At 63.1% G+C, this 26191-nt stretch carries 23 protein-coding genes and 1 pseudogene; 11 read left to right on the forward strand and 13 right to left on the reverse strand.

Annotated elements, in window-relative coordinates:
* Nucleotides 1–25: 25 nt before the first annotated feature.
* Nucleotides 26–1375 carry an ATP-binding protein gene (locus tag M0534_RS12205; protein ID WP_248568718.1) on the reverse strand — a complete coding sequence of 450 codons (1350 nt, stop codon included), beginning with the start codon at nt 1373–1375 and terminating at the stop codon, nt 26–28.
* Nucleotides 1372–2007, reverse strand: coding sequence for a response regulator (locus M0534_RS12210; RefSeq protein WP_248568719.1), 636 nt, complete (start codon nt 2005–2007; stop codon nt 1372–1374). Before M0534_RS12210 ends, M0534_RS12205 begins: the two co-directional genes overlap by 4 nt.
* Nucleotides 2008–2160: 153 nt before the next feature.
* Between M0534_RS12210 and M0534_RS12215 the strand changes: the two genes are divergently transcribed.
* Nucleotides 2161–2592 (forward strand): hypothetical protein, encoded by a 432-nt coding sequence (locus tag M0534_RS12215; protein WP_248568720.1) that lies wholly within the window; start codon nt 2161–2163, stop codon nt 2590–2592.
* A gap of 621 nt (nt 2593–3213) precedes the next feature.
* On the opposite strand, the gene M0534_RS12220 is transcribed toward M0534_RS12215, so the two are convergent.
* Together M0534_RS12220 and M0534_RS12225 are read right to left on the reverse strand one after the other, a co-directional pair.
* Nucleotides 3214–3702 carry a copper chaperone PCu(A)C gene (locus M0534_RS12220; RefSeq protein WP_248568721.1) on the reverse strand — a complete coding sequence of 163 codons (489 nt, stop codon included), beginning with the start codon at nt 3700–3702 and terminating at the stop codon, nt 3214–3216.
* Between the two features lie 8 nt (nt 3703–3710).
* Nucleotides 3711–4283, reverse strand: coding sequence for an invasion associated locus B family protein (locus tag M0534_RS12225; protein WP_248568722.1), 573 nt, complete (start codon nt 4281–4283; stop codon nt 3711–3713).
* 126 nt (nt 4284–4409) lie between these two features.
* Between M0534_RS12225 and M0534_RS12230 the strand changes: the two genes are divergently transcribed.
* A complete protein-coding gene (locus M0534_RS12230; protein WP_248568723.1) occupies nt 4410–5369 on the forward strand; it encodes a cation diffusion facilitator family transporter in 960 nt (319 codons plus the stop codon).
* 281 nt (nt 5370–5650) lie between these two features.
* Here M0534_RS12230 and phoU read toward each other — a convergent pair whose 3' ends face one another.
* The 9 genes and pseudogenes from phoU to M0534_RS12275 all read right to left on the reverse strand — a co-directional run bounded on the left by phoU (nt 5651) and on the right by M0534_RS12275 (nt 18069).
* Nucleotides 5651–6373: a phosphate signaling complex protein PhoU gene (gene phoU / locus M0534_RS12235; protein WP_248568724.1), complete on the reverse strand. Its 723-nt coding sequence runs from the start codon at nt 6371–6373 to the stop codon at nt 5651–5653.
* Nucleotides 6374–6506: 133 nt separating this feature from the next.
* Nucleotides 6507–7241: pseudogene (gene pstB, locus M0534_RS12240) on the reverse strand (phosphate ABC transporter ATP-binding protein PstB); the annotation flags it as partial.
* Between the two features lie 168 nt (nt 7242–7409).
* The gene (gene pstA, locus M0534_RS12245; protein ID WP_248568725.1) at nt 7410–9074 is read right to left on the reverse strand and encodes a phosphate ABC transporter permease PstA; all 1665 of its coding nucleotides are present in this window, start codon (nt 9072–9074) and stop codon (nt 7410–7412) included.
* Nucleotides 9075–9100: 26 nt separating this feature from the next.
* Nucleotides 9101–11416, reverse strand: a complete 2316-nt coding sequence (locus M0534_RS12250; protein WP_248568726.1) for an ABC transporter permease subunit — start codon at nt 11414–11416, stop codon at nt 9101–9103.
* Between the two features lie 171 nt (nt 11417–11587).
* Nucleotides 11588–12571, reverse strand: a complete 984-nt coding sequence (locus M0534_RS12255) for a PstS family phosphate ABC transporter substrate-binding protein (protein ID WP_248568727.1) — start codon at nt 12569–12571, stop codon at nt 11588–11590.
* Between the two features lie 237 nt (nt 12572–12808).
* On the reverse strand, nt 12809–14287 hold the full coding sequence (phoR, locus tag M0534_RS12260; RefSeq protein ID WP_282571435.1) for a phosphate regulon sensor histidine kinase PhoR: 1479 nt from the start codon (nt 14285–14287) through the stop codon (nt 12809–12811).
* Nucleotides 14288–14309: 22 nt separating this feature from the next.
* Nucleotides 14310–14999 carry a phosphate regulon transcriptional regulator PhoB gene (phoB, locus tag M0534_RS12265; protein ID WP_248568729.1) on the reverse strand — a complete coding sequence of 230 codons (690 nt, stop codon included), beginning with the start codon at nt 14997–14999 and terminating at the stop codon, nt 14310–14312.
* Between the two features lie 83 nt (nt 15000–15082).
* Nucleotides 15083–15880, reverse strand: coding sequence for a lysophospholipid acyltransferase family protein (locus M0534_RS12270; RefSeq protein ID WP_248568730.1), 798 nt, complete (start codon nt 15878–15880; stop codon nt 15083–15085).
* Nucleotides 15880–18069 carry a DUF1631 family protein gene (locus M0534_RS12275; protein WP_248568731.1) on the reverse strand — a complete coding sequence of 730 codons (2190 nt, stop codon included), beginning with the start codon at nt 18067–18069 and terminating at the stop codon, nt 15880–15882. Before M0534_RS12275 ends, M0534_RS12270 begins: the two co-directional genes overlap by 1 nt.
* 363 nt (nt 18070–18432) lie before the next feature.
* On the opposite strand from M0534_RS12275, the gene M0534_RS12280 reads away from it, so the two are divergent.
* The 9 genes from M0534_RS12280 to nadC all read left to right on the forward strand — a co-directional run bounded on the left by M0534_RS12280 (nt 18433) and on the right by nadC (nt 26184).
* Nucleotides 18433–19482: a class I fructose-bisphosphate aldolase gene (locus M0534_RS12280; protein WP_248568732.1), complete on the forward strand. Its 1050-nt coding sequence runs from the start codon at nt 18433–18435 to the stop codon at nt 19480–19482.
* A gap of 118 nt (nt 19483–19600) precedes the next feature.
* Nucleotides 19601–21904, forward strand: coding sequence for a putative monovalent cation/H+ antiporter subunit A (locus M0534_RS12285; protein WP_248568733.1), 2304 nt, complete (start codon nt 19601–19603; stop codon nt 21902–21904).
* Nucleotides 21901–22329, forward strand: a complete 429-nt coding sequence (locus M0534_RS12290; protein WP_248568734.1) for a Na+/H+ antiporter subunit B — start codon at nt 21901–21903, stop codon at nt 22327–22329. The genes M0534_RS12285 and M0534_RS12290 overlap by 4 nt, the downstream gene beginning before the upstream one ends.
* Before the next feature lies 1 nt (nt 22330).
* Complete coding sequence (locus tag M0534_RS12295; protein WP_248568735.1) at nt 22331–22681, forward strand: Na+/H+ antiporter subunit C; 351 nt, start codon at nt 22331–22333, stop codon at nt 22679–22681.
* A complete protein-coding gene (locus M0534_RS12300) occupies nt 22678–24192 on the forward strand; it encodes a Na+/H+ antiporter subunit D (RefSeq protein WP_248568736.1) in 1515 nt (504 codons plus the stop codon). The genes M0534_RS12295 and M0534_RS12300 overlap by 4 nt, the downstream gene beginning before the upstream one ends.
* On the forward strand, nt 24189–24683 hold the full coding sequence (locus tag M0534_RS12305; RefSeq protein ID WP_248568737.1) for a Na+/H+ antiporter subunit E: 495 nt from the start codon (nt 24189–24191) through the stop codon (nt 24681–24683). The genes M0534_RS12300 and M0534_RS12305 overlap by 4 nt, the downstream gene beginning before the upstream one ends.
* Entirely contained in the window at nt 24676–24945 is a 270-nt protein-coding gene (locus tag M0534_RS12310; protein WP_248568738.1) for an MrpF/PhaF family protein, read from the forward strand. The genes M0534_RS12305 and M0534_RS12310 overlap by 8 nt, the downstream gene beginning before the upstream one ends.
* Nucleotides 24942–25331 carry a monovalent cation/H(+) antiporter subunit G gene (gene mnhG, locus M0534_RS12315; RefSeq protein WP_248568739.1) on the forward strand — a complete coding sequence of 130 codons (390 nt, stop codon included), beginning with the start codon at nt 24942–24944 and terminating at the stop codon, nt 25329–25331. Before M0534_RS12310 ends, mnhG begins: the two co-directional genes overlap by 4 nt.
* A complete protein-coding gene (gene nadC / locus M0534_RS12320) occupies nt 25306–26184 on the forward strand; it encodes a carboxylating nicotinate-nucleotide diphosphorylase (protein ID WP_248568740.1) in 879 nt (292 codons plus the stop codon). Before mnhG ends, nadC begins: the two co-directional genes overlap by 26 nt.
* Nucleotides 26185–26191 lie beyond the last annotated feature (7 nt).

A 26191-nucleotide genomic window follows, 5' to 3' on the forward strand; every position in this document is an offset into this window, starting at 1 on the left:
TCAGGGTAGAACCTGCCATGTCTCCCTAACCTGCCGACGCCAGGCTGGCGCTCTCCCTTTCCGGCGCAGTCATCCGAACCCGGACGCCCTGACCGGGACGGCTATCGATGCTGACAGATCCCCCCAGGCCGGCAAGTCGCTCGCGAATGCCGAGCAGGCCGAATCCGCTGCCGCCCGCTTCGGTTTCGAAGCCACGGCCATTATCGCGAACCTCGGCCTGGATGGTTCCGCTCCGACGGTTGACGGACACCGTGACGCGTGTCGCGTCCGCATGCCGGCTGATATTGGTGAGGCACTCCTGCACCGCACGATAGATATGAATGGCGAGGGCCGGCGGCACCTGTTCCAGGCCATCGGACAAATGCAAATCCACCTGGATGCCGCGATTCCGACGGCTCCAGTCCGAGACCATCTGCCGGATACCGGCCTCCAGCCCCAGTTCCTCCAGGGCCGCCGGATGCAGGCGATGAATCATGTTGCGGGCAATGTCATAGACCTGGCCGGCTGTGCGGGCAATGGCTGCCGCACCGTCGCGAACGGCACCGTTATCCGGCGTCGTGGCCTGTCGAATCGCGGCCGCCTCGGCACGAATCGCGGACATGCACTGCCCCAGTTCGTCGTGCAGCTCGCGGGCGAGGTGCCGGCGCTCGTCCTCCTGGACTTCGAGGATCTGCCGGTTCAACCGCCGGACCCGGGCCCGGCTCTGGTCCAGCGCACTGGAAAGTCGGTTGAACTGGCGCGAGACGCTGTTGAATTCAGGCACGGAGAATTCCGGAAGCCCGCTGGTGTAATTGCCGTGCTCCAGGTCATCGAGGCCCCGGAGAATGACATTCAGCGGACGCAGCGCCCGATTGACGACGAAATAAATGATCAGGTTGGCACCAATGGCAAAGCCGAGCAGCACCGCAAGCAGGCCACGGGCAGCTTGCCAGGCCTCGGTGATTTCGTCTGCGGGCTCGGCATGCACCACAAACCAGGCACTGTCGGCGGTTGGCACGGGCACGGTACGGTGAAAACTGGCCACGGGCGGCTTCACGAAATAGGTAAACCAGGCTGGTGCATCGGGGCTTCGGGGTTCAGGCGCGTCCGCAGGCGGTGGCGGTTCGGCCCCTTCGTGGACATCCAGGCGAATGTGCCGATGCGCGCCCAGCCCCTCGATCTGATACAGCAGATCGTCGGCGCTGATTTCCAGCCCTTCCATCTCGGTCAGGCTCTCCATTGAGGCCTCGACCAGCTGGACGGTCAAGTCGGACGCCGAGCGCAGTTCGGCCTCGACGGCAACCCGGGAGTTGTGCACCACGAACAGCATGCCGATCAGCAACGCCACCACGGTCAGCAAGGCAAGCAACAGACTCAGGCGGGTGCGCAGCGTCATGGCTGCACCACGCCCTCGCGAATCGCCAGTCGGGTCAGATCGGCGGTATTCGCCATGCCGAGTTTGTCCCGGACGATGCTGCTGTAATTGGCAACGGTCTTGTAGCCAAGATTCAGGGTCTCGGCGATCTCGGCGACGCCGCGGCCCTCCGCCAGCAGGCGAAAGATCTCGAATTCTCGGGGGGACAGGTTGCGCAGGGCATCCTCCGGGTTTCCGTCGCCCTGATGCGCGACCATGGCCTCCTGCACGTCGGCGCCGAGAAAACGGCCGCCTTCGGCCACGCGTGATACCGCTTCCACCAGCACTTCCGGCGCGCTGGACTTGGTGATGTAGCCGTCGGCACCTGCTTCCAGCGCTTGCTCGGCAAATACCGCCTGGTCGTGCATGCTGAACACCAGGACACGGACCTCCGGTTCGCGCCGTTTCATGCGTCGAAGCGCCTCGACACCACTGATGCCGGGCAGTGACAGGTCCATGACCACGACATCGAACGGCGTCTGACCAGTACGCTTGTAGGCGCCTTCACCCGTGGCAGCCTCCTCAACCACCCAGGCGCTGTCCGCCTGCTCCAGCAGCCGGCGGTAGCCGGCACGCACAACAGCATGATCATCCACGAGCAGAATGCGTAACATGCGTTTATCCGTCTGATTCAATACGCGACTGCGACACAGCATAAGACATCAGTGGCCAGGAATGGGTCGCCACCACCCCGTCTTCGCGCATGCCGCAGGAACAAACAGGCCGTGTCGCGGATCTTTTCCAGACACAACGGAGGAGTTCGAACCATGCCAAAAACAATGATCGCCCTGCTTGCCGCCGCCCTGATAGCCACGCCTGCCCTCGCCGCAGTTGCCGGCACACCGGACGAGGCACCCCAGGCTGATGCTGCCGAGGCCGCGGATGCCGACCACGGCGTGCGTGTCCGCGGTGACCGTGGGCAAGGCGCATTTTCCATGTCCATGCTGCAGATGACCCGCCAGTTCCGGGACGGCCGTGAACGGCTGGCTTTCCGCACCGCCTTCAATACCGTGGTCGAGAACCGGGAACGGGAGAAAGGCATTCGCCAGGCCTACGAAAACGGTGAACTCAGCGAAGCGGACTACGAACGCCAGAGGGAACGGGTCTACCGTTCCATGCATGGCATGACCGTGGAAGACATCCTCGCCGAGGCCGAAGCCGAAGCCGAAGCCGAAGCCGAAGCCGAAGCCGGCGAATGAAAGCACTTGCCGCGAAGCCACCGGGTAAACTTTCGACAGGGTTGAGGTCAGTGGAAGTATTGGCTTGGCCCTGTTGGGCCGGAGGCACGTCAGGCCAAGGCAATACTTCCACTGCCCCTACCTTTCCGTGAGCGTTGCGCCTTATTTGGGCGACGACTGATAGGCAGCTACGTTGAGGACGGGAATCACGTTGGCGGTTGGCAGTGAGTGCCAGGGGAGGAGAAGATTTTTCTCCGGCGCTGTTGGGAGGAAACACTGAGCAATTCCCACGTTCGCGCTCGTGTCCGATTTCGGCAGCCTGGCAAGGCGCGGTGCCGGTTCGGTAGCCCCACTACCCCAAGGCAACCTGCTTCTGGCCAGATCCGTAGGGCGGGTCAAGCGTAGCGGACCCGCGCGGTGTGATCCGTTATCGAATCGGCCTGGCCGGCCGGTCTGCCCGGGTCTCCCATGGCCTTGCTTCTCCTGAGAGACTCTTCTGCACCGAGATGCCTGACACCGCGTGCATTCGCTTCGCTTAATGCACCCTACGCGTCGTGTTCATCGCGCCTTGCCTCGAAAAAATGCGGACTCCAACGCAAGCGTGCGAATAAATCAGCGTTTCCTAAAGGAAGCACAGTGTTCCTAGTGATGGTGGTGGTGATCGTGTTCATCGTCACCATTCAGGCCTTCACGCGACACCGGCATTTCCACGGTCAGGATCTCTCCGCTCTGGAAGCGCATCTGCAGTTCCACCACATCGCCCTCTTCCAGGGCATCACCCTGCCGACCGATCAGCATGATGTGGTATCCACCCGGCTCCAGCACCCGTTCTCCACCGGCCGGAATGCGCAGCGTCGACCAGTGCACCATCCTGGCCTGACCATCCTCTTCCACCGATTCGTGGATCTCGGCGCGGTCGAACTGCGGGCTGTCGACGCCAATCAGGATCTTCCTGTCTCCTTCCGGCGCCTCGATCCGCATGTAGGCCGCGGTGCGGTCGGACACCTCCGGCACCCAGCGCACCCAGGGATCATGAATAGTGATTTCGTCCGCCGAGGCCAACGGGGCGAAGGCCGCCGCCAGCAGCACCAGGGCGGAGCAGAATCCGCCAGTACGCAACATCACGCTCATCAGTACAATCACTCCATGATCCGGTTAAGGGCGGCGGTGAAGCCCATCATCGAGATCGGCAGATCGAAACTTTGGTTGCGAGCATCGCGAATGGTCACGGTGCCGGCGGCACCCTGACGGAATTGCTCCAGCATGTCATCATCGAACAGCATTGAGGCCATGCAGCCGTCCTCGCCACAGATATCGACGCCGATGCGTACCGCTTCATTGTCATCCACCTTGAGTTCCAGGCCCGGCTGCAGGCGAATCCCCAGTGGCACGGAGAACAGGGCCATCGGCATGCCACGCTCCGGCATGTAACCAACCACAACCTCCATGATGATTTCCCCGGTTTCCTCCACCGTCACCCGCTGCAACATCTCGCAGGCACGAATGGTTTCCCCGTCCTCCTCAAAGTCCTCGCAGTAGACATTCCAGTCCTCGAAGCGCTCGAGTTCCCCATGGTCCCGGTCGCGTTCGGGTATGGTCCCCTCTGCCTGATCGACGTCGCCAGAGAAGTCCTGCTGGGCGAAAACCGCCGGACCGAAGCCGAAAACGGCTAGCGCAACGGCCAGCGCAAACCGCGTTGAGAGTCGTTTCATCAGATGCTGTCCCCTCTGGAATCGCTGTGGATATTCCAATCAGTACCGAACTGGTACACTTTTCACAATTTCATAATAATGATGCCCGGGCGCGGAGCACGGGGCCATCATGTCATTCTAGGGACCATGCAGCAGCAAAGCCGTTCCAGCGACAGCCACTCGCAGGACTCCGCTCGTCTGAGAAGGCGTCGTGCGCTGGTGCGTTTCGCATGGCTGTCAATCGCCGCATCCTTGCTGGTCATCGCCCTGAAGACCCTCGCCTGGTGGTTGACCGGCTCGGTTGGCCTGTTGTCGGATGCTGCCGAATCGGTGGTCAATCTCGCCGGCGGCATCATGGCACTGGTCATGCTCAGCATCGCGGCACGGCCCGCGGACCACGATCATCAGTATGGACACGACAAGGCGGAATACTTCTCCAGTGGCCTGGAAGGCGCACTGATTTTTCTTGCCTCCGTCGGCATCATCGTGGTTGCGGTCAATCGCCTGCTGAACCCGCAACCCATCGAAATGCCGGTCGTCGGCCTGGCTCTCTCCGCAGTTGCCACGCTGATCAACCTGGCGGCCGCGCGGGTGTTGCTCAGCGCGGGTCGGCGCGAGGAATCGATAACCCTCGAGGCGGACGGTCATCACCTGATGACCGATGTCTGGACGTCGGTTGGCGTGATCGGCGGGGTCGCGCTGGTGGCGGTCACCGGCTGGTATATCGTTGATCCGCTGATCGCGCTGCTGGTGGCGGCAAACATCAGCTATACCGGCTGGAAGGTCTTCATGCGGTCAGTCAACGGCTTGATGGACAGTGCCCTGGACGAGCACGAGATCGCAGAGATTCAGCGCATCCTTGATCACTACGGCCGCCAGCACAACGTGGATTTCCATGCACTGCGGACACGGCAATCCGGCGCCCGCCGCTTCATTTCCATGCATGTACTGATGCCCGGCGACTGGACCGTGCAACGCGGCCACGACGTGGCCGACGCCATCGAGAACGCCATCCAGGATCGCTTCAGTGGCGCCAGCGTCATTACCCATCTGGAACCGGTGGAGGACCCACGCTCCTACCGCGACATTTCGCTGGATCGGGACTAGCGAGACACCGATTGATTCCCGCGTCTGGCCAGATGCGTAGGGCGGGTCAAGCGTAGCGGACCCGCGCGGTGTGATCCGTTGGCAGGACATGAAAGGTTTTCAGACAAGGCAAGGTGTTCGGACGAACAAGGGCCGGGATGGGCATTGGCGGTGACCGAGAGCCTGTTGCCACAATTGTGACGGATCACACCGCGTGCATTCGCTGCGCTTAATGCACCCTTGTGCCTTGCCTCGGAAAAATGCGGACGCCGACGCAGGCGAGCGAATCAATCAGTGTTTCCCTAACGCCTGTCGCCGGTGGCCTCCTCGGCCATCTGTTCGAAGCTGATGTGGCGGACGTCCTTGCCCATCACGAAATAGATCACGTATTCACAAATATTTCGTGCACGATCACCGATGCGTTCCAGCGCCCGCACCGACCAGATGATGTCCATGACCCGCGGGATCGAATCCGGGTCATCCCGCATCCGCTTCAGCAACTGACGCAGGATCTCCTCGTACTGGCTGTCGGCGCTGAAATCCATCTGCGCCGTGCGTACGGCATGTTCCGTGTCCATGCGCGCGAAGGCATTCAATGCATTGTTCAGCATGCGACGGACGTATTCGCCCAGCGCCGCGATCTCGGCCATGGGATGCAGTTCACGGTCCTTGTCCAGCAGGTGCAGCGCCATCTTGCCGATACGCTCGGCCTCGTCACCGATACGCTCCAGATCGGTGATGGTCTTGATCACCGCCATCACCAGCCGCAGGTCGCTGGCCGTCGGCTGGCGCCGGGCAAGGATGTGCGTGCACTCCTCGTCCAGCTCCACTTCCATGGCATTGACCCGGTAATCGCGGGTAACGACAAGTTCGGCCTTGCCCGTGTCACCCTCGGCGAGGCCGTCCATGGCGTCGGCCAACTGCTGCTCCACCAGACCACCCATACTCATGGCCCGGTTGACGATGTCTTCCAGCTCCTCGTTGAACTGCCGCGAGATGTGCTGGGTGAAGATGGATTTGTCCATGTTACGGGCCTCGATGGTCGGGTGGACCTGATTCGGTGTTTACGGCTTCCGGAATGGCTCTGGAAACGTTTTAGGTCTTACGTTTTATGTTTTACGTAAAACCTGAAACCTGAAACGTAAAACGTATCGGCCGTTACCCATAACGGCCGGTAATATAATCCTCGGTCTGTTTTTTCGCCGGCGACGTAAACAGCGTGTCGGTGTCGGCGAACTCGACCATTTCGCCCATGTACATGAAGGCCGTGTAGTCCGAGACGCGGGCGGCCTGTTGCATGTTGTGGGTGACGATGGCGATGGTGTACTCCTCCTTGAGCTCGAACATCAGTTCCTCGATCTTCAGCGTGGCCAGCGGGTCAAGCGCCGAGGCCGGCTCGTCGAGCAGCAGGACCTCGGGTTCGATGGCCACCGCGCGGGCAATGACCAAGCGCTGCTGCTGACCGCCGGAGAGGCCGAAGGCGTTTTCGTTCAGGCGATCCTTGACCTCGTCCCAGAGCGCGGCGCGGCGCAGGGACTTCTCCACCACCTCGTCCAGCACGCGCCGGCTCTTCACGCCCTGCAGGCGCAGGCCGTAGGCCACGTTCTCGTAGATCGACTTGGGAAACGGGTTCGGCTTCTGGAACACCATGCCGACCCGGCGCCGCAGCTCGGCCACGTCCACCGCGGGATCGTAGATATTCTCGCCGTGCAGCAGCACCTCGCCCTCAACGCGGGCCGCGTCGATCAGGTCGTTCATGCGGTTCATGCAGCGCAACAGCGTCGACTTGCCGCAGCCGCTGGGTCCGATGAAAGCGGTGATGCGCCCTTTCGGAATCATGAGATCCACGCCCTTCAGCGCAATCTTGTCGCCGTAGTAGAGCTTCAGGTCTCGGATTTCCATCGCCGGCGTCTCCTGGCTGATGCGCCGCTTTTCGCCGGCGCGGCCGCGCATGCTGGCCGGATCCATGCCGTGGGTCAGTACCTTGTGTTCGTCTTTCATCGTGGACACCGTGTTGTCTCGCTCTGTCTCGTCGTGCGTCTCGTCGCCGTCAGTCGCGGGCTAATCGCTCTCGCTCTTGTACTTCTCCCGCAGGTAGTTGCGGATCGAGATGGCGGTGACGTTGAGGATGATGATCAATAGCACCAGGATCAGTGCGGTCGCATAGACCAGCGGCCGGCCAGCCTCCACATTCGGGCTTTGGAAGCCGACGTCGTAGATATGGAACCCCAGGTGCATGAAGGCCCGGTCCAGGTGCAGGAACGGGAAGCTGCCGTCAATGGGCAGGTTCGGCGCCAGCTTGACCACACCGACCAGCATCAGCGGCGCTACCTCACCGGCGGCACGGGCCACGGCCAGGATCAGACCGGTCATCATGGCCGGTGCGGCCAGCGGCACGACGATTCGCCACAGCGTTTCGGCCTTGGTCGCGCCCAGCGCCAGGCTGCCCTGGCGAATCGTGCTCGGAATCCGTGACAGACCTTCCTCGGTGGACACGATCACCACCGGCAGCGTCAGCAGGGCCAGGGTCAGCGAAGCCCAGATGATCGCCGGACTGCCGAAGGTGGGTGCCGGCAGGGCCTCGGGATAGAACGTTCGGTCGATGCTGCCGCCGAGGAAGTAGACGAAGAAGCCGAGCCCGAACACGCCGAACACGATCGAGGGCACGCCGGCCAGGTTGTTCACCGAAATGCGGATGGTCCGCACCAGGGGACCCTGCTTGGCATATTCGCGCAGATAGATCGCGGCCATGACGCCGAACGGCGTGACCACGATGGACATCAGGATGACCATCAGCACGGTGCCGAAGATCGCCGGCAGGATGCCGCCCTCGGTGTTCGCCTCGCGCGGGAAGCCGCTGACAAAATCCCAGAACGTGCTGCCGTAATGCGAGAGCTTCGCGCCCAGACCCATGTCGTTGGGCCAGGTGGCCCGCACGATATCAGCCAGCAGGACCTCCTGGGTGCGGCCGTCCATCAACTCGGCGGTGATGCCGTAGCGACGGATCTCCCGGCGCAGCTCGTTGCGCCGCTGCTCCAGCTCGTCGTATTGCGACTGGAACTCGGCCCGCCGGTCGTCGAGCAGGGCTTCCTGTTCCGCGCGCTCCTCGTCGCTTAGCTGCGGGTTGAGTTCCAGGGCCCGCCGCTGCAGGCGGATCTGTTCGATCTCGTGGTTGACCGCACCGATCTCGAACCGCTCGATACGCTGGATCTCGCGCACGCTGGTCCGGGTTTCCTCGAGCTGCGACTCGAACGCGGCGCGGGCGTCGGCACCCTCGGCGACCACCTCACCGTCTTCCCGGTAGTCCTTGAGATAGCCGATCAGGTCGCCCCAGGTCAGGCGCTCCAGCACCATGGCCTCGCGCGGGTAGCGGAATTCCGAGGCGTTCTCGCCGATGTACCAGACGAAATCCCGGCCCGTGGCGTCACGGTTGCCGCGCTTGATCAGATGGCGCGTGACGATTTCCTGGTCCTCGGGCACCTCATAGCCGGCATCGCGCATGGCCGCCGCAGTCATGGTTTCCGAGCGGCTGAGCTCGCCCAGCACGCGTTCCGGCTCGTCTCCGGATACGGCGTAGTCGAACTCGGCCACGGCCTTCGGCCAGAAGTGACCCAGGCCGTTGACGGCGATCATCAGCAGCAGCCCGACCACCATGATCAGACTCACGGTAACGGCTCCGGCGTTGAGCCAGATCCAGGGCGTGCCGCTCTTGAACCAGTTATTCATTGATCGTTCCTGCCGTGGCTGCCGGATTACAGCGAGCTGTACTTGCGCCGCAGGCGCTGGCGCACCAGCTCTGCCGCGGTATTGACGACAAAGGTGAGGACGAACAGCACCAGCGCGGCCAGGAACAGGATCCGGTAATGGGTGCCACCGACCGCGGTCTCGCCCATTTCCACGGCAATGTTCGCCGACAGCGTGCGCATGCCCTCGAAGATGTTGAAGTTGACCACCGGGCTGTTGCCGGTCGCCATCAGCACGATCATGGTCTCGCCGACCGCGCGGCCGAAGCCGATCATCACCGCCGAGAAGATCCCCGGGCTGGCGGTCAGCAGCACCACCTTGACCATGGTCTGCCACGGCGTCGCACCCAGGGCCAGCGAGCCCTGGGTCAGGTGCTTGGGCACGTTGAACACCGCGTCCTCGGAGATCGAGTAGATGGTCGGAATGACCGCGAAGCCCATGGCGATGCCCACCACCAGGGCGTTGCGCTGGTCATAGGTGATGCCGACATCGGTCAGCCACTGGCGCATGTCGCCGTTGAAGAACCAGATCTCGATCAGCGGGCTGGTGGCGACACAGGCCCAGACCGTCAGGATCACCACCGGCACCAGCAGCGCCGCCTCCCAGCCGTCCGGCACCAGACGCCGGGCCAGCGGGCCGATATGCACGCTCCACAGCCAGGCGAACACCAGCATCGCCAGTGGCGTGAACAGCAGTATCGTGAACACCGATGGCAGGTTGGCCTCGACGAACGGCGCCAGCCAGAGCCCGGCGAGGAAACCGAGGATCACGGTGGGCAGGGCCTCCATGATCTCGATGGTGGGCTTCACCGAACTGCGCATGCGGGGCGACATGAAGTAGGCACTGTAGATGGCGCCCATGATCGCGATCGGGGTCGCGAACAGCATCGCGTAGAAGGCCGCCTTCAGCGTGCCGACGGTCAGCGGCACCAGCGAAAACTTGGGTTCGAACTCATCGGTCGCCGATGAGGACTGCCAGACGAATTCGGGTTCCGAGCGTCCCTCGTACCAGACCCGGTTCCACAGCGCCGACAACGACATTTCGGGATGCGCGTTGCGCACATCAAGCGCATGCAGGCGCTCGTTGTCGTCCACCGCGAACAGCGCATTGGCGCGGGGCGCGAAGGCCAGGGTGCGGATCGAACCACCATCACCGATCCGGGTCGAGAGCAGGGTCTGCTCCGAGGTGGAGAAATGCAGCTTCAGACCGCCCGCCTCGTCGGCGGTGGCGAAACCCTTGCGGCCGTATTCCGGCGCGATGGTGCGGATCGGCGCGTCGTGGCCGTCAAAGCCTCGCACCCGGGTCAGGCGGCGCACATTGTCCGCATCGCGGACCAGGAACCACTGGCTCACGCTGCCATCCGAACCCCCGACGATCAGGGATTCCGAACCGAGCAGATATTCCATCGCCGTGACCGCGGCATCATCGCCGTCGATCACCCGGGTCACGTCCACCAGCTGCGCATCCGCCGGACGTGCGATGTTGTAATAATGCACCTGCCCGGCCTCGTCACCGAGCAGCAGCACCCGCCCGGTGATATCGATCAGCATGCGGGTAACGTCGGCATTCTCCGGCGGCGTCAGATCGAAGCGCTTGACCTCGACCGTGGTCTCGCCGGTCATGAACGAGGTGGTCTCGGCGAAGTTGACCAGGATCAGGCGATCATCGGCCAGTTCGACAGCCAGCATGATGCCGCCGGATCCGCGCTGGATGGCCAGGTTGCGGACCGGGGTGCCGTCTCCGGCGATGTCCAGCAGCTGGCCTTCCTCGGTTTCCATCGGAAACTTGATCCGGCCGCTGACACGGCGCTCACCGTCGCGGAATTCCTCGTCAAACACATGCTCGACGATCAGCACCTCGCCACTGTCCAGCCCGTAGGCGGAGATCCGCGTACGCGGCTCGGCCTGGGCCCGGGCCGTGACCTGGGTACCCTCACCCAACGGCACCTCGAAGGTGTCGCTGACCTCACCGTCGAGCGGATTGAAAAAAACGGCCCGGCGGTCATCGGTAAAACGAACGGCCAGCGAGCGATGCCGGTTCGAGGCCACATGCACGGTCTCGACATCGGCACCACCCGGCGCCTCGTAGCTGGACTGCAGCTCGGTGGAAGCCGACTCCAGCAGCGGAAAGACTTCTGAGAACAGGTAAATGAAAATCAGCGCCAGCGCCCCAATGACACCCACACCGAAGACCGCAACCAGCACCTTGGCGGCGACATCCTTGACCGCGCGCCAACGCCGCAGGCGTTTGCGGGCATCACCGCTTGGAAGCAGGCTGCGCACCGAACCGGATCCTGCTTCCGGCCTGCTGGAGAGATCATTCATGGGGGAAGTCCGCGTTCATGAACTGCGTGATTTCGGCGGATGCTACGTGCCGTCCATGACAGTTCCGTGACGGAAATATGACTGAACGGAGACAGCAGCTTGCGACGGCGGCAGAAACAGAAAAGCCCTGCCTGGGCAGGGCTTTTCCGGTTTTTCGCGCAAGACCGAGGCTCAGAGACCCAGCTTCTCGCGTTCCTGCTGGGCGACGGCGGCCGGCAACGGGATGAAACCGTCACGCACCGTGACGTCCTGGCCCTGCTGCGACAGCACCAGCTTCAGGAACTCGCCAACCCGCGGTTCCAGGTCCCGTTCCGGGTGCTTGTTCACGAAGACATAAAGAAAACGGGCCAGCGGATAATCGCCCGAGGCCGCGGTTTCGGCGCTCGGCTCGGCCATCACGCTGTCGGCGTCGTGGGCCAGCGGAATCGCACGCACGCCGGAGGTCTCGTAGCCGATGCCGGAATAGCCGATGCCGTTCAGCGACTCGGTCACACCCTGAACCACCGAAGCGGAACCCGGCTGCTCGTTGATGGAGTCCTTGAAGTCGCCATCACAGAGTGCGTTCTGGCGAAAGAAACCGTAGGTACCGGACACCGCGTTACGGCTGTAGAGCGTGATATCGCGGTTGGCCCAACTGCCTTCCAGCCCCAATTGTCCCCAGCGGGTGATGTCCTCGTCATGGCCGCAGCGGCGGGTGGAGGAAAACACCGCGTCGACCTGCGGGATGGTCATGCCCTCGATCGGGTTGTCACGGTTGACGAACACGGCAATGGTGTCGATGGCAACCCGTACCGGTGTGGCCGGATAACCATGGGCCGCTTCGAATTCGGCCTCTTCGCTGTCGCGCATCGCGCGGCTCATCGGGCCGAACTGCGAAGTGCCCTCGGCCAGCGCCGGCGGCGCGGTGCCGGTGCCGGCACCCTGGATCTGCACATTGACGTTCGGGTAGAAGCCGTTGAACTCCTCGGCCCACAGCGTCATCAGGTTGTTCAGCGTGTCGGAACCAATCGAGGTCAAATTGCCGGAGACGCCGGACGTGCTTTCGTAGATCGGCAGGTTCGGATCCACCTGCACCTGCGACTCGGCAAAGGCCGTGGCGCTGAAGGCGGTCACGGTCGCGGCGGCGATCAGGCCGGCCAGGGAATGCTTGCTCATTGGAATACTCCGTTGTTCGCGTTCGCAATCATTGAACTGCGCTTTTCCCGGTGAGAGCCCGAGAACGAGTCGGAGTATGGGGAGCGAGTGTGACAGGACTGTGAAGGGGGAGTGACGACCACATGAAGCCGCCGCAGGCGGCTTCATGTGGAGGTTTCAGACACGCAGTTTTCAGTGTTCAGACAGGGCGGCCGGGGTTCCCGGGATTACACGGTGGGCACCACTGAGCCTGCGACACTAGCGAGAGTTTTCCCGTCTCTTGCCTTGGTCTTCATCTTTGTCTTTGTCTGAAAACTGAACACTGAAACCTGAATCACTTCGCCCCTGCTCACTGAAACCTGAATCACTTCGGTCGTGATCACCTGTGCCTTCCTCGAGTGTCAATCGCTCGGGGAAGGTGACACTGAAACGGCTGCCCTCGCCTGCCTCGGAGTGGATCTGCAGGCGGGTGCCGTAACGGCCGAGCACGTGCTTGACTATGGAAAGACCGAGACCGGTGCCACCGGTACGGGAGGAACGGCCGGAGTCGACCCGGTAGAAACGCTCGGTCAGCCTCGGTAGATGCTGGGGAGAAATGCCCGGCCCGTTATCCTCGACCTGGAAGTGGGCGCGATTGCCGCGACGCTGCCACAGGACGCGGATCCTGCCGCCGGACTGGGTGTATTTTACGGCATTGAACACCAGGTTCGACAGTGCGCTGCGGAGTTCCGATTCCTCGCCAAGGATCCAGAGCCCGGGATCCACATCCAGCGTTATCTCGTGGCCGTTCTCGGCACTCAGGGTTTTCGCCTCCTCGCCAAGTACCCGCAGCAGTTCCGGCATGTTCACCGGCTTCATTTCCACCGGCCTCTGCTCGGTTTCCAACCGGGACAGGGTCAGCAGGTCTTCCACCAGGCGATCCATGCGCAGCGATTGCTGATGAATCAGCTCCAGGGCGCGCCGGACCTGTGCCTCGGCGTGACCGAGTTGGTCGCTCAGATTCTCCGAGACACCCTGAATCACGGTCAGCGGCGTCCGCAGTTCATGCGAGATGTTGGCCACGAAATCCCGCCGCATGCGCTCCAGCCGGTACAGGCGCGTAATGTCCCGCGCCAGCATCAGACGCTGATTCTCGGCATAGGGGATAAGCCGGATTTCCAGCATCAGCTCCTCGTTCACCGGTGAAGGTACCGTGATGGTCGAGGTCTCCTGCTCCTCACGCCGGACGAAGGCGCCGAATTCGGGGTGGCGGAACAGGTTGGCGATGCGCTGCCCCTCGTCCTGCGGCCAGCTCAGCCCCAACATGTCGCCGGCCGGCCCGTTCCACCACTGGATCTCGCCGTTCTCGCGCAGGATGACCGCCCCATCCGGCATGGCATTGATGCCCTCGCGGATGCCCTGGAGGATTTTTGCCAGCTTGCGCCGGCGGCCACGCTGGCGCCGCTGCAGGCGATGAATGCCGTTGAAGATCTCGCCCCATAGGCCGCTGGAATCGGGCGGCTCGAGGCTACGTCCCTGACGCAGCCAGCGCTCCAGTCGCACTTGATTGTGAATGTTCCAGACCAGGTAGACGGCGGTGCCGAGAAACAGACCCAGCAGCAGGTGTCCGACGAGGAAACCGATCGCGGCCGAGACGGCCGTTACCAATAGAAGACGCAGGAAAACAGCGGGCCATGGGGATTGGCCCGATAACGGATCCCTCACGGCTGGTCCATCACGGCGCGGCAGCAGGCGCATGATTCAGGCCCAGCCAGGCCGTTTACGGCTTGGCGGAAAACCGGTATCCGGCACCACGGACGGTCTGCACCAGGCGATCGTGCCCGCTGTGGGCGATGGACTTGCGCAGGCGGCGGATGTGGACATCGACGGTGCGTTCCTCGACATACACGTTCATGCCCCACACGTTATCCAGTAACTGACCACGGGTATAGACGCGCTCCGGATGGGTCATGAAGAAATGCAGCAATCGGAATTCGGTGGGACCCATATCAACCGCGGCATCGTTGACACTGACCCGATGACTCACCGGGTCAAGCCGCAGCCCCTCCACCTCGAGCACCTCCTCGGCACTCATCGGCGAGGCGCGGCGCAGCACCGCCTTGATGCGGGCGGTCAGCTCCCGTGGCGAGAACGGCTTGGTCACGAAGTCGTCGGCACCGGACTCGAGCCCACGGACCTTGTCCTCTTCCTCGCCGCGCGCGGTCAGCATGATGATCGGGATGTCGCTGCACAACGGATCCTTCTTGATCCGCCGCGAGAAGTCGATACCGCTCATGCCGGGCAGCATCCAATCCAGCAGGATCAGGTCGGGCACATGCTCGTTCAGCAGAGTAAAACCCTCCTCTCCGGACTCTGCCTGATGCACCTCGTAGCCGGCGACACTCAGCGCCATCATCACCATTTCGCGGATCGGCGCCTCATCTTCAACGATCAGTATCTTCACTGCCATGCCGATTCAGTTCCTCGCTGAGGAAACCGCTGCTCGATTCCTGCATCCGGGACCGGGTCCGCGATTGCCAGACTGGTTCGGCGTCATTCAATAGCAACCTTGTGACCGTTTTGTGACAGCAACATGTCGCGCATGTGACGTTCCACGACGTCGCGCAGACTGGCGCGGTCGTGGCCGATGCTCGACAGCGTATCGCCCGCGATCAACCGCGCCTCCACCCGGGGCTCGCCGGCAAGCCGGATGACCTGCGCGATGAGGTTCTGGTTGTCGACAAAGGGTGTCCGGCAGTTGACGCTGCCGTCCGGATTCAGATAGCGCAACAGCAGTGGCTGCACCGGCACCTTGGCGTCGACGGCCGCCTGGAACAGGCGATGCTTCAGCGGCAGCAGGTCCATGCCGCGCGTGGTGGTGCCTTCGGGAAAGAAGGCCACGCGATCGGGCAGGTGCAGCCGCTCGACCATATCGGCCACCACCTTCGGCGCCGCCCGCGGGTTGCCGCGCTGCACATAGAGCGTGCCCAGGCAGGTGGCAACGAAACCGATGCCCGGCCAGCGACGCACTTCCTCCTTGCTGAGAAAACTCACCGGATGGTCGGCCGAAATCACCAGGATATCGAGCCAGGAGACATGATTCGCGGCCAGCAGCACAGGGGGATCGGCAATCCTCTCGCCGGCATGCCGGATACGGACGCCGAGCAAGCGGCAGATACTGTGGCACCAGAATGCCTGGGCACGACGGCCGAGACCGCCATGCAGGGGTTTCTGCAGCAGACGGTCGATCGCGACACAGGCGAGGATGACGACAACGCCCAGCATAACGTGCAGAAACAGGACGGGAATCCGGACCAGGCGCCGGAGGTTGGGCAACACATATGCACCCATCAAGAGGCGGCCTGCTGTCGCAGCTCCGTTACGACCTGTCCGAGCGCCTTGTCGAACAGCGCACTATCGTCGAGCTGCCGCAGGCGCCCGCTGGCCAGTTCCTCGGCCATTGCCCGCCGCGGCAGTTCCGCCAGGCGGAAGCCGGCCCGGTTGACCAGCACCAACCAGGCACCGCCGGAGAATCGCGCGGCGAGACGGCAACGCGCCGGGGCATGACCTTCATGCCGCCATTCCAGCCAGCAGTCCACCGGTAACGAATCCACCGCCTGGAGATGGGTTTCCAGTTCATCATCCCCGCTCTCGGCGGCGACCTCGCCCAAACCCACCGACTCGTCCGCGGGCGGCGCGTCGGTCAGCGGCCGGGTCAGCACGTCGATGTGCGCACCTTCGAGGTCATGCAGCAATTCGGTCATCCGCGAGTTGTCGAACATGATGCCGTTGGCGCCGGCGCGCAACTCCTTCAACACGCCCGGGATTTTCAGCACCAGATCCCGCCGTTCCTCGTGGTCGTTGCTGAACTGCACGGTCTCCAGCAGCCGTTCCACGGTCTTCAGGTACCGGTGCCAGGTATCACTGCCATCACCTTCGCGCAGCAGGGTCATCGACAGCACCCGCATCCACGGACCTTCCAGAATCGCCTGCACGGCCGGCGGCACCTGCAGGCCGGCACAACGCTCCCGTATTTCGCGAGCGGCGCGATCCTGGGCCTCACTCAGGCGGGCCTTGCCCTCGGCTACCGCGCGGGTCCGGGCCTCGACCTGCCGCACGCGCTGCAATTCCGATGCACGGAAGCGCTCGAAGGTGCTCAGCGCCTCGCGGAAGACATCCAGGTCATTGCGGAAATCCCGCTGGATCTGCGCCACCACCTCATCAATGCATTGCAGCAGCGGGTCGCCCTCTTGCTCCGGTTCGGTTGCCGGGGTCCAGCTCACGGCGGCCCGGGTCAGTTCGTTGATCAGGCGGCGCGCGGGGTGCGAACGTTCGCTGAACAGCGCCGGATCGAGCAGCGCCACCTTCACCACCGGAATCTGCAAGCGGGAGATGGACAGCTTCATGCGGTCCGGCAGGTCCGGATGCTCGAGTACCGACTCGAACACCAGGCTGACGATTTCGATGGCACAGGAATGCGCCGGATCCATGCGTTCACCGCCGGCGCTGGCACCCAGTCCTTCACGCACGCGCCGCCGAATAATCGCGGGCGGCATATAGACATACGCATCGTTGTCCGCATCCCGGGGCACGTTCTGAAGCGTCGAGAGTACGGCCACGACATCCTGAATGCTTGCCGGCAGACCGGGTGCGTCGTCTTCTTCGGCATCGAACTGCTGCAACAGATTTCCCGGCAGCGAGAAGCCGCCCCCGCTGCCGGGGGCTGGCGCCTCGCCCTCGCTGACGGAGCGAACCAGGGCCTCCAGCGCAAGGATCAGTCGCTGCCCGGGTTCATTGGCCGGCCTGCCGGCCCCTGGGGCCGAGCTTCCACCACCCGCGCGCGGCTCTGCTGCCGCCGGGGGCGGTCTCGACCGGCCGGGCTCGGGCAGGGTGACGCCGGCATCCGCCAGCACCCGATTCAGTTCACGGTAGAAATCGGGCAGCTGCGGGTTGACCTGCTCTTCGAACAGTTCAAAGAATGCACGCCACGCGGGCATGTCGGCATCGATATCGTCCAGTGCCGCCTTGAGCATTTCTGCGAGCTGGCGCGGGTCGACCGGATTGCTGCCGCCATCAACCGGATCACCGGTCGCAAGGCGCGTCAGTCGCTGGCACAGGAAATCGAGCGTCTGCCTGTTGTTCTTCCGCGCACGCCCGACAATGGCCTCCAGTGCCAGGTCCCGGTCGAGGGTTTCCGAGGGCACCAGACTCAGCGCGGATAGATCCGGCTTGGGCGGGGCGGCGGCCGAACGATCCTGGCGCAGCCGCTGGATGGCATCGCTCAATGCGCCGATCACCCGTTGCTCGATGGTAAATCGATTGCGGCGCAGTTCGGTCGCGAAACGATGGTGTGCGGTATAAAGCTCGAAGTCGTCACTGGACTCGACCCGCGCCATCAGCTGCGTGTCAGCGGAATCCAGCACCGACCGCAACAACTCCAGCAGCCGCCGCTCGGCGGTGCGCTGGAAACGACCCAGTGCCTCCGTCACCTCGACGCGACCCCGCAGCCCCTTGTCCTTGTTGTCCTTGTTGTCACTCATGCATCGTTCCGTAACGCGGTTGTACCGGCTGGCGCTCGCCCCTGCAGCGCCGGCGGCAATTATCAACAGCCATATTCTGCAACCGCATCGTTGCAAATCTACCGGAAACCATGACGAAAGTATCGGAAATTCCTGATTTCAGTATGAGAGCGGACTTTTCCGCCGGGATTTTCCCGACAGTCCGTGCGCTTCCGGTCCCGCTTCCCTATAATTCGGCCCCTTGCGGAAGGTCAGAAACCGGCTGGAATATACGCCAGCCCGCACGAACAGCAATTCACGGCGGCCTGGGCCACGAACACGACAAGAAACGGTGCATGCCGGCACAAGCGAGTTTTACGTCACCTCTCGGGGGAGTTAAGCAAAATGACCGATATTCAGAAGCTGCTGGGCGCCGAGGCCGACTCACTGCTCGGCCACCGCTGCACCGGCATCACCAGCGACCAGATCCAGCTGCCGGGTCCGGATTACGTCGAACGGGTGGTGGCGCAGAAGGACCTGAAGCCCACCGTGCTGCGTAACCTGCAGACTATCTTCAACACCGGCCGCCTGGCGGGCACCGGCTACATGTCGATCCTGCCGGTAGACCAGGGCATCGAGCATTCGGGCGCGGCCTCGTTCGGACCGAACCCGGCCTACTTCGATCCGGCCAACATCTGCAAGCTGGCGGTCGAGGGCGGCTGCAACATGGTCGCTTCGACACTCGGCGTGTTGCAGTCCGTGTCGCGCACCTACGCGCACCGGATTCCGTTCCTGCTGAAGCTCAACCACAACGAGCTGCTGACCTATCCGGAAATGTACGACCAGACGATGTTCGCCTCGGTGGATCAGGCGTTCGACATGGGCGCGGTTGCCGTCGGCGCAACGATCTATTTCGGTTCGGAGGACTCCCGGCGCCAGATCCAGGAAGTCAGCGAGGCCTTTGCCCATGCGCATGAGCTGGGCATGGTCACCGTGCTCTGGGCCTACCTGCGCAACAACGCCTTCAAGAAGGACGGTACCGACTACCACGTGTCTGCCGACCTGACCGGGCAGGCCAACCACATTGCGGCGACGCTGAATGCCGACATCGTGAAGCAGAAGATGGCCGAGAATAACGGTGGCTACAACGCCATCGGCTTCGGCAAGACGCACAAAAAGGTCTACTCGGAACTAACCAGTGACCATCCGGTCGACCTGGTTCGTTACCAGGTGGCGAACTGCCTGATGGGACGCGCCGGCCTGATCAACTCCGGTGGCGGATCGGGCGAAAACGATCTGCAGCAGGCGGTGCGCACTGCGGTCATCAACAAGCGTGCCGGCGGCATCGGCCTGATTTCCGGTCGCAAGGCCTTCCAGCGGCCGATGAATGAAGGTGTCGCGCTGCTGAATGCCATTCAGGATGTTTACGCCGACACCTCCATCACGGTGGCGTAACATGGCAGACTGATGGCCTCCGTGGGGGAGGCCATCACCTCATATTCCGGCCGGTTTCACATGTTTCGCCATGTGATGCAGTCAGTGTTGCCAAAAACAACAGGACGCTCATCCGACCATGCTCATAGCCGTCTTATCCGGATTCATCCTTGCCGCCGCGTCACCGTGGCTGGCGCGCAGTGTTGGTGACAGGGCGGGCTGGTTGCTGGCCGCCTTGCCTGCGGCGCTGTTCGTCTACTTCCTCGGTTTTCTGCCGACGGTCAACGAATCCGGCGCCCAGGTGATCCACTATCCGTGGATTCCGGACCTGGACGTCAATTTCAGCTTCCTGGTGGATGGCCTCAGCCTGCTGTTTGCACTACTGATCAGTGGCATCGGCACCTTCATCATCATCTACGCCGGCGGCTATCTGCACGGCCATCCGCACCTGCCCCGCTTTTACGCGATCATGTTCGCGTTCATGGCCTCGATGCTGGGCCTGGTGCTATCGAACAACCTGATCACGCTGTTCGTGTTCTGGGAGCTCACCAGCGTCACCTCCTATCTGCTGATGGGCTTCAACCACGAGGACAAGAACGCCCGCTGGTGCGCCCTGCAGGGGCTGCTGGTGACCGTGGCCGGCGGTCTGGCCCTGATGGCCGGACTGATCATGATTGGCGTCGCCGCCGGCAGTTTCGAACTGCACGAGATCCTGGCCGACGACGACGTGTTGCGCGAGCATCCCTGGTACGTGGGCATGCTGATCCTGGTTCTGATCGGCAGCTTCGCCAAGTCGGCCCAGGTGCCCCTGCACTTCTGGCTGCCGAATGCGATGGTGGCACCGACGCCGGTGTCGGCATTCCTGCACTCGGCCACCATGGTCAAGGCCGGCGTTTATCTGCTGGCCCGCTTCAACCCGGGCCTGGGTGGCACCGACGCCTGGCTCTACACGCTGGGCATCGTCGGCGCGCTGACCATGTTCACCGGCTCGTTCATGGCCCTGCGCAGCACCGGCATCAAGGCAGTGCTCGCCTACACCACGGTCATGGCGCTGGGCACGCTGGTGATGCTGATCGGCATCGGCACCGAGGGGGCGATCATCGCGGCGATGGCCTTCCTGCTGGCGCATGCGCTTTACAAGGCCTCGCTGTTCATGCTGGCCGGCGCACTGGATCACGAAACCGGGACCAAGGACATCCTCAAGATGGGTGGGCTGCGGCAGTTAATGCCGATCACCTTCCTCGCGAGCTGCGTGGCCGCGCTGTCGCTGGCCGGGCTGCCGCCGCTGTTCGGCTTCATTGCCAAGGAACTGATGTTCGAGGCCACGGTGGGGGCACCGGGCTTGGCCTTCTTCACTACGGTGCTGGCCGTGGTCTCGGCAATGATGGTTGCCGGCATGGCCGCGGTGTTCGCGATTCGGCCGTTCACCGGCAAGCTGAAGGAAACGCCGAAGAAACCGCACGAGGCACCGCCCTCGATGCTCGCGGGGCCCGTGGTGCTAGCCACGCTCGGCCTGCTGTTCGGCCTGATGGGCTTCATCCCGGCCAGCGGTATCGTGCAGAGCGCGGTGGGCGCCGTCTACGGCAGTCCGATCGAGGTGGAATTGTACCTCTGGCACGGCATCAATCTGCCGCTGATGCTCAGCATCCTGGCGATTGCCGGTGGTGTCGCGCTGTTCCTGCGCTGGGAACAGGTGCTTGATTTCTACCGCGAGCGGCTCGGATTCATCGACCGGTTCGGCGCCGAACGCGGCTACGAGAAATGGTACGACGGTGTGGTCTGGCTGGCCGAATGGCAGACCCGCGTCCTGCAAAGCGGCTATTTGCGTACCTACCTGACCATTACCGTGCTGACCACGGTGGTGCTGACCGGATGGACCTTCTTCGGGCACACCAACAGCGCAGTGACGCTGGGCAGCATGGACATGCACTTCTACGAGGTCGCCATTGCCGGCGTGGTGGTGGTCGGTGCGATCGCCGCCTCGGTAACCAGCTCGCGCATCGGCGCTGCCGCCACCCTGGGCATGGTCGGCTTCGGCGTTGCCATGATCTACGTGCTATTCAGCGCGCCGGACCTGGGTATCACCCAGATCATGATCGAGACGCTGACAGTGATCCTGCTTGTACTGGTGCTGTTCCGGCTGCCCGGCTTTCTGAATCTGTCGAAACCGGCCGACCGGGTGCGGGACGCCGCCGTGGCGTTCTCGCTCGGCACACTGATGACGGTGCTGATCCTGGCGGTCAACGGCGTCACGGTTACCGACCCGATCTCGCTGCAACTCGCCGAGTGGAGCTACACCGAGGCCCAGGGCCGCAACATCGTCAACGTCATCCTGGTCGACTTCCGCGCCCTGGACACGCTGGGTGAACTGTTCGTGATCGGCCTGGCGGCGGTGGGTGTCTACGCCATGATCCGGTTGCGTGCGGAGGACAAGCAACGATGACTCCAATGGGATCCCTGATTCTGCGCACCACGGCGCGGCTGCTGCTGCCGCTGCTGATCCTGTTCTCGGTGTTTATCCTGCTGCGCGGGCACGACGAACCGGGCGGCGGCTTCATCGCCGGGCTGGTGGTGTCGGTGGCCTTCGCGCTCTACCTGTTCGCATTCGATGTGGCGCGCACCCGCGAACTGATGGGTGCCGACCCGCGGTTCCTGCTCGGCCTGGGTCTGCTGATCGCAACCCTGAGCGGCGTGCCGCAGATCTTTTTCGGCCAGGCCTTCTTTACCGGTCTCTGGCTGCCGATCGATGTTCCCGGGCTTGGCGAAGTCAAGCTGTCCACGCCCCTGGTGTTCGATATCGGCGTCTATCTGGTTGTCCTTGGCGCGGTCATGACCATCGTGCTCGCGCTGGCAGAAGCGGAGGAATGACATGGGATCTGTCATGGCCGTGGTCGTAGGCGCGTTGTTTGCCGCCTCCGTCTACATGATGCTGCGACGCTCCATTGTGAAGCTGGTGATCGGCCTGATCCTGCTCAGCAATGCCGCCAACCTGCTGATCTTCACGGTCTCGGGTCTGACCCGTGGCGCACCGCCGCTGATCCCGGAAGGCATGACCGTGCCGCCTGGCGGAGCTTGGGCCGACCCATTGCCGCAGGCGCTGATCCTGACCGCGATCGTGATCGGCTTCGGCGTTCTGGCCTTTGCCGTCGTGCTGATCCACCGCGCCTATGAGGTGGTCGGCGAAGATGACATGGACCAGATGCGGAGCACGGATTCGTGAGTACTGCAGTTGCCCTACCGGTCCTGATCCCGCTCATCGCCGGCTCGCTGTCATTGGTCTTCTACAAGTCCCATGCGGTGCAGCGCTGGGTCGGTGTGATCGGCACGGGCGCCCTGTTCCTGGCCACCGTCGCCTTGCTGGCCAAGACCTGGACCGATGGCATCCAGGTCATGGAGTTCGGCAGCTGGCCGGCGCCGTTCGGTATCGTGCTGGTTGCCGACCTGCTGAGCGCCACGATGACGCTGATGGCCGGCATGATGGGCTTCGCCCTGGCCGTCTATTCGCTGCCGTCGATGAGCCGGGATCACGAGGCCTTCGGCTACTACCCGCTGATGCACCTGCTGCTGGCCGGCGTCTGCGGTGCCTTCCTCACCGGCGACATCTTCAACCTCTACGTCTGGATCGAGGTGCTGCTGGTGGCCTCGTTCGCGTTGCTGATCCTTGGCGGTGAGCGCGGCCAGATGGAGGGCGCGGTCAAGTACGTGACGCTGAACCTGTTCTCGTCGATGATGCTGCTGGTCGGCGTCGGCCTGACCTACGGCCTGACCGGCACACTGAACATGGCCGACCTGGCAGTGAAGTTGCCGCAGGTCGAGGAACAGGGCCTGGTCACCGTGGTCGGCATGCTGTTTCTGGTGTCGTTCGCCATCAAGGCGGCCGCCTTCCCGCTGTTCTTCTGGCTGCCGGCGTCGTATCACACGCCGCCGATCGCCGTCACCGCGCTGTTCGCGGCGCTGCTGACCAAGGTCGGCGTCTACGCCCTGTTCCGGTTCTTCAGCCTGATGTTCGACAACGACGTCGGCTACACCCACGAACTGCTGCTATGGATCGGTGGTTTCACGATGGTGACCGGCGTGCTTGGTGCCGCCGCCTACTACGAAATCCGGCGCATCCTTGCCTTCCACATCATCAGCCAGATTGGCTACATGATTGTCGGCCTGGCCCTGTTCACGCCATTGGCGCTAGCCGGCGGCATCATCTATATCGTTCACAACATCATCGCCAAGACCAATCTGTTCCTCATCGGTGGCGTGATCTACATGCTGCGCGGCAGCTACGACCTGAAGCAGATCGGCGGCTTGTGGAAAACCCGGCCGATGCTCGGCGTACTGTTCCTGCTCTCTGCCCTGGCGCTGGCCGGCATCCCGCCGCTGTCCGGCTTCCTCGGCAAGTACGTGATCATCCGCGCCGGCATCGAAGTTGAGAGCTGGGGCATCGTCGCAGCGGCGCTGGCAGTGGGCCTGATGACCCTGTATTCGATGGTAAAGATCTGGGCCGAGGCCTTCTGGAAAGCGCAGCCCGAGGAGCATGCGGAGCGCGCTGCGGCCTTCGAGCGGGCCATCGACAAGAAGAATCTGACACTGATGATGCTGCCGGTTATCGTGCTGGCACTGCTGCCGGCGGCCATCGGCATCGGCGCACAACCGGTGATTGAAATTGCGCGGGTGGCCGCTGATCAGTTGCTGGATTCGACGGCCTATGTGGAAGCCGTGCTGGGGGTGACGCCATGACCCTTTTGATATGGAACATCCTGCTGGCTTTTGCCTGGATTGCCCTGACCGGCAATTTCGACGCCCGCGGGCTTATTGTCGGCTTCATCTTCGGCTATTTCACGCTGCTGGTGATCAGCCGCGCCTCGGGCCGGCGGCCGACCTATGTGCGGAAGGTGCCGCAGACCATCGGCTTCGCACTGTTCTATATATGGGAGCTGATCAAGTCGAACATCCGCGTCGCCGTGGAAGTGCTGACCCCAACGCACACGATGAAGCCCGGCGTCATCGGCCTGAAGCTTGAATGCCAGAGCGACGCGGCGATCACGATCCTCGCCAACCTGATCACCATGACCCCGGGGACCTTGAGTCTGGACGTGTCCAGCGACAAGAAGGTGTTGTTTATCCACGGCATGTACATCGACGACGAGGAACAACTGCGGGCGGAGCTGAAAGACCTGCAACGACGCGTCATGGAACTGCTGGACGAAACGGGAGAAAGCAATGGCTAGCTGGGTGATTTCCATCGCGTTTCTATTGCTGATCGCGGCCCTGGTGCTGTCCTTCATCCGGCTCGTCCAGGGGCCGAGCCTGCCCGACCGCGTGATCGCGCTGGAATTGATCGCGCTGATCACGACGGCCTTTATCCTGGTCTACGCCGTCGCCGTGGATGTGCCGGCCTTCATCGACGTGGCCCTGGTGCTGGCGCTGACAGGCTTCATGGCCGCAATCGGCTTCGCCCGTTTCCTGGAACGGGGAGGCAACCCGAAATGAATACCGTGGTCGCCATCCTCATCCTCATCGGTGCCGGCTTCATCTTCATCGGTGGGCTCGGCGCCTACCGCATGCCCGACATGATGCTGCGCATGCACGCAACGACCAAGGCGGGTGCCCTCGGCGGCGGCCTGGTGGCAATTGCGGTCGGCCTTTACTTTGCCGACCCCGCCTACCTGGTACGCACCATCGCCATCCTGGTGTTCGTTGTCCTGACCGCCCCTGTCGCCGCGCACGCCATTGCCCGCGCCGGCTACTTCACCGGTGTGCCGTTCTGGGAAAAAACACTGAAGGACGAACTTCGCGAGAAGCTCGACACCAAAGGGCACCACATCTACAGCGGGCTGGAATCCAACGGTGATGTCGAAACCCGGCGCGAGGACTGAACCCGCCCTGCCCCCACTCGCGCAGATCGAGGGCGAGGTCCGCCGCGCACTGCAGGAGGACATCGGCCCCGGCGACCTCACCGCCGAGCTGATTCCGGCGGATCGCCAAATGGCCGCCAGTGTCATCACCCGCGAAGCTGCCGTGCTGTGCGGCACCGCCTGGTTCGACACCGTGTTCCGTGTGCTCGATCCGGCAGTGGAAATTACGTGGCAGGCGGGCGATGGCGACCGAATCAGTGCGGACCAGTTGCTCTGTACCCTCAATGGTCCGGCCCGGGCCATCCTTACCGGTGAACGCACCGCACTCAACTTCCTGCAGACCCTATCGGGTACCGCAACCGCCGCACGGCAGTACGTGGATGCCGTGGCCGGCACCGGCGTTCAGATCCTGGACACCCGCAAGACCATCCCGGGACTGCGCCTCGCACAGAAATACGCTGCCGCCTGCGGTGGCTGTCGCAACCACCGAATCGGCCTGTTCGACGCCATCCTGATCAAGGAAAACCACATCGCCGCCGCCGGCTCGATCACCTCAGCCGTCGAGGCCGCACGGAAACACCACCCGGGGGTACACGTCGAAGTCGAGACGGAGGACCTGGCCGAACTTCGCGAGGCCCTGGCAGCGGGCGCCGACAGCGTCATGCTGGATGACTACAGCCTGACAGACATGAAAAAGGCCCGGCAATCTGCCGGGCCTGATCATCCCCTGGAAGCCTCAGGCAGTGTCAGCCTGGAAACAATCCGCACCGTGGCGGAGACGGGGGTAAGCTACATCTCCGTCGGTGCCATTACCAAGCATCTGCGGGCGGTTGATTTATCGATGCGACACGGAAAAGTTAAGTACTCTCAATAATCCAGAG

It is taken from the genome of Methylonatrum kenyense (assembly GCF_023195885.1).
Taxonomy (GTDB): domain Bacteria; phylum Pseudomonadota; class Gammaproteobacteria; order Nitrococcales; family Aquisalimonadaceae; genus Methylonatrum; species Methylonatrum kenyense.